Source organism: Hymenobacter roseosalivarius DSM 11622 (genome assembly GCF_900176135.1).
Taxonomy (GTDB): Bacteria; Bacteroidota; Bacteroidia; order Cytophagales; family Hymenobacteraceae; genus Hymenobacter; species Hymenobacter roseosalivarius.
Genome location: NZ_FWWW01000060.1, coordinates 21,454 through 27,686, shown reverse-complemented (window position 1 = coordinate 27,686; position 6,233 = coordinate 21,454). Strand labels below are relative to the sequence as shown.

The following is a 6,233-nucleotide window of genomic DNA, read 5'->3' as shown; positions in this document are numbered from 1 at the left end:
CCCCCGTAAGTCCCCCACACGGTATCGTGTGGGGGACTTACGGGGGGCTTTTTCTACTGTGTGCTGTTGTTACTTAGAAGTCCTACCAGCATCAGCTATAATCATCACGCATACAGCAATCCATAATCATATTTATACTATATGCCTCTTACTACATTCCAAAGCAATACCAGATTCAGGTTTAACCTTAAATAGTTATATTATTATTTTTTGTATTTATCCCATAGATATGATAAACAAAACCTATCGCAACAATCAATTTTAATATTTCTAAGCCCATAGATACAATTTAATGTCTTATTTAGTAAAATTATTCAAAAGTAAACCCCTCTATTATTGTTAAAACAGGTTTCTATCGCTTATATTTATAAAAGCGTAGTTGAAGTCGACACAAACTAATATGAGATATTTCACCTTTAGCTTTCTCAAAAATGGTCCAGTCATTGCAGAGGCATCTACGACGACTACAATATATACAATTTGATACCTCACTTACCAACTCGATTTGATCAGCATTTTGCACTAACACAAAGGAGTCAGATCCTTGCTAACTTACATTTCACGCAAAAACATATAGAGGCAATTTAAATTTAAACCCATGAAACCACTTTACTCTAGAAATTTTACCCACTGGCTAGTCTCTGCATTCGTGCTCCTAGTCATGATAGGTCCAGGAGCACTAATATCCTTGGCGCAGTCAACAGGTATTACTTATAATGGGCCTATCTCTATTACTAGAGGCGGGACATATAGTGGAAACTGGCAGAGTCTTGACTCCAGAACACCTGCCATCTCGATTGAGACAGCAGAGCCGGTAATTATTGAAAATTCGAATATTCAAAGCGCAGGTATTCTCATAAGAGCGCACTACCAGGGTAACGACGTTACTGTTCGTAATAGTCGTGGCCTCGCTCTCAGACCTTCAATGGACAATGTAAGGCAGGGACGTTTTATTGATGCGAATAACTTCAAAAATGTGCATCTGGAGCACAACTTCATGGAGCAGACCTCTGGTATCTACCTAGCTGCCTACACAGGTGACAAGAGTGCCAACCAAACGATCAAGGTGCTCTACAATCAGGCACGTAATATTGATGGGCGCTACCGCAACGGAGGTAAGGAGCAAGTTCAGTTCGTGCAATTCAATGGCTTGCGCGGTCTACGCGGAGTTGAGATTGCTTGGAACGAGATAGTTAATACTCCTAATAACAGTACTGTTGAAGATAACTTTAACTTTTACAAGTCGAACGGCACTGCTGATAGTCCTTTCCTAGTACATGATAATTATATTAAGGGCGCATATCCTATACCTGCAACAGCAGACGTCTTTTCAGGAGGCGGCATCATGCTAGGTGATGGAGATCCAACCTACTTGGAGGAAGCCAGTGGCTTTATCAAATGCTACAATAATCAAGTGGTAGGAGTCTCAAACTACGGTATAGCAGTATCAAACGGTCACGATATAGAAATCTACAACAACCGTGTTGTTTCCAGTAGCTATATTGATGGCCAATATATCGGGGCTGCCAACGTAGGTATTTTCACTTGGAACAGTGCGGGCGGCAGCATCGACACTGATGCTTTCTTCTTTAATATCTCAGCCCACGACAACCAAATTGGCTACGTGAATAAAGGAGGCTGGGAAAGTAGAAATGACACCTGGTTTCGCAACATTCACTATAATAAGAATAATGTTGCCCTTCCTAACCCTGTTACCGCTCAGACAGAACAGGCAGAATGGACTTATTGGTTGGAAAAAACTAAGAACCGAAACGTTACTCCTGGTTTAATAGTAGCAGCCCCCCCGGCCCCGAACGTGGCACCTAGTATCGCCCTGACGGCCCCAACTAGTAGCCTGACCCTGACCGTGGGCCAGAGCCAGCTGCTGACGGCAACGGCCAGTGATGCCGATGGCTCGGTGCAGAAGGTGGAGTTCTTCCAGGGCAGCGCCAAGCTCGGCGAGGTCACGGCCGCCCCCTACCAGCTGAACTGGACCGCCTCGACGGCTGGCTCCTTCGCCTTGACGGCCCGCGCCACCGACAACGCCGGCGCCGCCACCACGACCGCCGCCGTCTCCATCACCGTCAATCCCGCGTCTGCTCTAGCGCCTGCGCCTGTCGCTCCAATAAATGCGGCCTTCTACCGGGCAATTAATATCAATGGGGAGGCTATTACTCTGGATGGCAACAAATGGGAAGCCAACACTAGCGCAGTTAATGTACGTATTGATGGCGAACCCTACTCAAACCAAAACGTCGTACTTAACCCAAGTACTGACGCAGTTCGCACTCAAATGATCCGCTCATCAATAGGAAGCCAGAATGCAAGCATTGAATTTTCAAATGTTTCTAACGGCAACTATTTCGTATACCTATACACATGGGAAGATAATTTCTCCATGCGTTTTAATGTTAGTGTACAAGGTCAATTAGTTCAGAGTGATGTCATCAGCGGTTCAGCTGGTAGCTGGACTCGACTAGGCCCATACGTAGCGGCAGTTACCAACGGTCAGATAAGTATTGGAGCTACTGGCACCGACAACGCAAATATCTCCGGTGTAGAGCTATGGAAATCTACTATTGCTCCGGCCCCGGCCCCGAACGTGGCACCTAGTATCGCCCTGACGGCCCCAACTAGTAGCCTGACCCTGACCGTGGGCCAGAGCCAGCTGCTGACGGCAACGGCCAGTGATGCCGATGGCTCGGTGCAGAAGGTGGAGTTCTTCCAGGGCAGCGCCAAGCTCGGCGAGGTCACGGCCGCCCCCTACCAGCTGAACTGGACCGCCTCGACGGCTGGCTCCTTCGCCTTGACGGCCCGCGCCACCGACAACGCCGGCGCCGCCACCACGACCGCCGCCGTCTCCATCACCGTCAATCCTGCCCCTGCTGCACCTGCGCCTGCACCTGCGCCTGCACCCGTACCCGCACCTACTCCTGCACCTACTGTGGCACAGTTGTATCGGGCTATAAATATGAATGGAGGGGCTATTACTCTGGACGGTAACAAGTGGGAAGCCAGCAATGGCGCAGCTAATCTGCAAATCAGCGGTACTTTGTTCTCTAATCAAAATGTGAAGCTGCGCTCAAACCCTGATGACATCCGTGCCCAGATGATTCGCTCCTCAGTGGGGAGCCGGAACGTAAAGGTGCAACTTGCGAATGTACCTAACGGTGTCTATAGCGTATATGTGTATGTGTGGGAGGACAACAAGCCAGAACGCTTCAGCCTTGCACTCAATAATAAAACTGTCTTGACCAATTATAATAGTGGTACCGCTGGCAACTGGGATAAGATCGGTCCTTTGGCCGTTACGGTTTCGGACGGAATGATTCAGCTAACGAGTACTGGTGGTGACGCTAACATTTCAGGTCTTGAAGTGTGGACTGCTCCTGGCAGTGCACCAGCTCAGAGCAACACCCCGCCGAATACTGTGGCTACCATAAATTCGGTTTCGACCCAATCATTTCCTAATCCATTCGAAGACGTAGTAATTATTCAAACCCAGTTGAAAAAAGCTGAAACGATGAATGTAGCTCTCTTCAATCAAGTTGGTCGCCTTATCCAGAAACGGAGCATTAGCTTTAGTGCTGGCGTTGCTCAAAGCAGCATCGACATGAGCACTCTGAATCTGCCTTCAGGTCGATACTATTTGATGTTTATATCAGGCAGTTTATCAGGCAAAACAATCAAATTGACCAAATAACTTCCCTTCCATTCTCTTTCCCTCTTCTATCGAAAAGCCCAACCTAAATGGTTGGGCTTTTTGTTTTATGGCAGACAAGTTCGAAGAGGAGTTTTGATTACAAGTCGATACATATGCCTTGGGGGTGGATAACCATAAGTAGTTCTAATCCTATCTAAATACGGATGCCAGCCTACATGCATTTTGGTAAGGTAAAAGCGTGAAACAGCTTCTGCCATTTTAAAATATCAGCCCTGTAAACCATTAGTATATATGCAGTTACCGATCAATGATGAAGTTCATAGCCCAATAGATTAATTTAATTTTTACATTAATTTATTGGACTATAAAATATTGCAAGTACATTTATTGATAAATGATTACAGCAGGGCTATATAGTTTCCTCATCTGCGCATGAAAAGGGCTTTAATAACTGGCATTATGGGGCAGGATGGCTTTTCCCTAGCCGAGTTACTACTAGAAAAAGGCTATGAAGTGCACGGAATCAAAAGGTACTCTCCCCCGTTCAGTTATGAACAAGCAGATGTGTTGTACCAGGCTGGTTGCCTGAATCATACCAGCTTCAATTTACATTACGCAGACCTAACTGATGCTGCAACCCTTGCGCGACTCATGCAAGAGGTTCAACCAAATGAGATATATAACTTCGGGACTGTATCCTATGCTAACGCGCCATTTGAGACGCCAGAGTACACTATGGAGGTTAATAGTCTTTGTACGCTACTAATTTTAGAAGCTGTTCGCTCAACCAATATGGTTGACAGCGTACGCATATATCAAACCGCGGCCCCACAGGCGAACGATTCATTACAGCAACTAGCTGCATCGCGGCTTAAGTTTCAGCATGCCTTCCCTAACCCAGCTACCAAACTCTCCAGTCGCGAACTAATAACTAAGTACCGCGCAGCCTACGGGCTGTATGCGTGCAATGGATCTTTGTTCAATTATGAGTTCCCGCGTCGTGGCGAAACGACTTTAATTCACAAAATTACGCAGGGTGCTGTTCGCATCGCTCTGGGGTTACAAGGCACACTGTATCTGGATTCGCTTGAAGCACGTCATGATTGGGGGCATACTCAGGATTATGCAGAGGCTGTTTGGCGTGTTTTGCAGCAGGAAACAGCCGAAGATTACGTCATTGCTACTGCCGTAATTACCACCGTTCGTGAGTTTGTGCGATTGATTTTTGCCGAATTAGGAGTTGACATTGTGTTTCAAGGCGACGGTGCGGCGGAAGCTGGCTATGTAGTGGCGTGCCATAACAACTACTTTGTTCTCATGCCTGGTCAAACTGTTGTTGCTATAGATTCAACCTATTACCATGCACACACCGTAGAAGCCTCATTAGCAGAAGCCAGCAAGGCGCGACGTCAATTGGGGTGGAAACCTCGCCATAACCTTCACTATCTGGTACAAGAGCTGGTTCAGCACGACTTACAGCTCTTCAGTCGCCAGACTTCTTTGATTAAATCCGGTCAGCAAGCACTGCTTCAACCTACCTAATACGCTGCTTTTTCTAACCTACCTCACCGTTCTTTTCTTTCGCTTTACGCTTTTCCGATGGAATTATCTGCCAAAATATATATTGCCGGTCACCGCGGCATGGTTGGCTCGGCCATTGAACGCCGCCTGCGAGCTGCGAACTACCAAAATTTGGTGACGCGCACTTCTCAAGAGTTAGATCTGCGCGACCAGGCAGCAGTTGCAGATTTTTTTGCCACTGAACGACCAGAGTACGTTTTCTTGGCTGCCGCTCATGTGGGGGGCATTTATGCTAATAGCACTTATCCATCCGATTTTCTTTATGATAATCTGATGATTCAGGCTAACATATTGCAGCAGAGCTATGTTCATCATGTGCAGAAGCTGCTGTTTTTAGGTTCATCGTGCATTTACCCGCGCTTGGCCTCGCAGCCCTTGCGCGAAGAATACCTGCTAACCGGCTCACTTGAGCAAACAAATGAACCCTATGCAATAGCTAAGATTGCTGGCGTGAAGCAATGTCAGGCATATCGTCGCCAGCATGGCTGTTCGTTTATCTCGGCTATTCCCACGAACATTTACGGTCCTCACGATAACTACCACGCTCAGAACTCGCATGTGTTGCCTGCGTTGCTACGCAAGTTTCACGAAGCTCGCATGAATGAGTCGCCAACAGTAGAAGTATGGGGAACGGGTACACCGCGCCGCGAATTTTTGCACGTTGATGACTTAGCCGATGCCTGCCTTCACCTCATGCTTCGTTATGATGGCTCAGAACCCATTAACGTAGGCACCGGCGAAGACATTTCCATTGCTGACTTAGCTCGCTTGATTCAGCGTATTACCGGTTACCGCGGAAAGCTACGCTTCAATGCATTGATGCCTGATGGCACACCTCGTAAGATTTTAGACGTCAGCAAATTAGCATCAATGGGCTGGCGTGCTTCCATTGCGCTGGATAAAGGCCTCGCTTCTGTATATGCCTTGGCAGAATGGGAGTCAGAGCCTCAATCAATGGGGCAATCAGTATCCACAACCTAGGCAGTTA

Annotated in this window: 3 protein-coding genes; all 3 read left to right on the top strand. The window is 47.2% G+C overall.

What is annotated here, in order from left to right; all coding sequences use genetic code 11:
* The first annotated feature begins 598 nt into the window (after nucleotides 1-598).
* Nucleotides 599-3,703 (top strand): Ig-like domain-containing protein, encoded by a 3,105-nt coding sequence (locus tag B9A24_RS08760; RefSeq protein ID WP_143434856.1) that lies wholly within the window; start codon nucleotides 599-601, stop codon nucleotides 3,701-3,703.
* Between the two features lie 393 nt (nucleotides 3,704-4,096).
* Nucleotides 4,097-5,206 (top strand): GDP-mannose 4,6-dehydratase, encoded by a 1,110-nt coding sequence (locus B9A24_RS08755; RefSeq protein WP_084444793.1) that lies wholly within the window; start codon nucleotides 4,097-4,099, stop codon nucleotides 5,204-5,206.
* A gap of 57 nt (nucleotides 5,207-5,263) precedes the next feature.
* Nucleotides 5,264-6,226 carry a GDP-L-fucose synthase family protein gene (locus B9A24_RS08750; RefSeq protein ID WP_084444792.1) on the top strand — a complete coding sequence of 321 codons (963 nt, stop codon included), beginning with the start codon at nucleotides 5,264-5,266 and terminating at the stop codon, nucleotides 6,224-6,226.
* Nucleotides 6,227-6,233: the final 7 nt, after the last annotated feature.

Bases quoted from the DNA above. Each gene is read 5' to 3' on its own strand.
- B9A24_RS08750 (WP_084444792.1), top strand. From the start codon at position 5,264: ATGGAATTATCTGCCAAAATATATATTGCCGGTCACCGCGGCATGGTT.
- B9A24_RS08755 (WP_084444793.1), top strand. From the start codon at position 4,097: ATGAAAAGGGCTTTAATAACTGGCATTATGGGGCAGGATGGCTTTTCC.
- B9A24_RS08760 (WP_143434856.1), top strand. From the start codon at position 599: ATGAAACCACTTTACTCTAGAAATTTTACCCACTGGCTAGTCTCTGCA.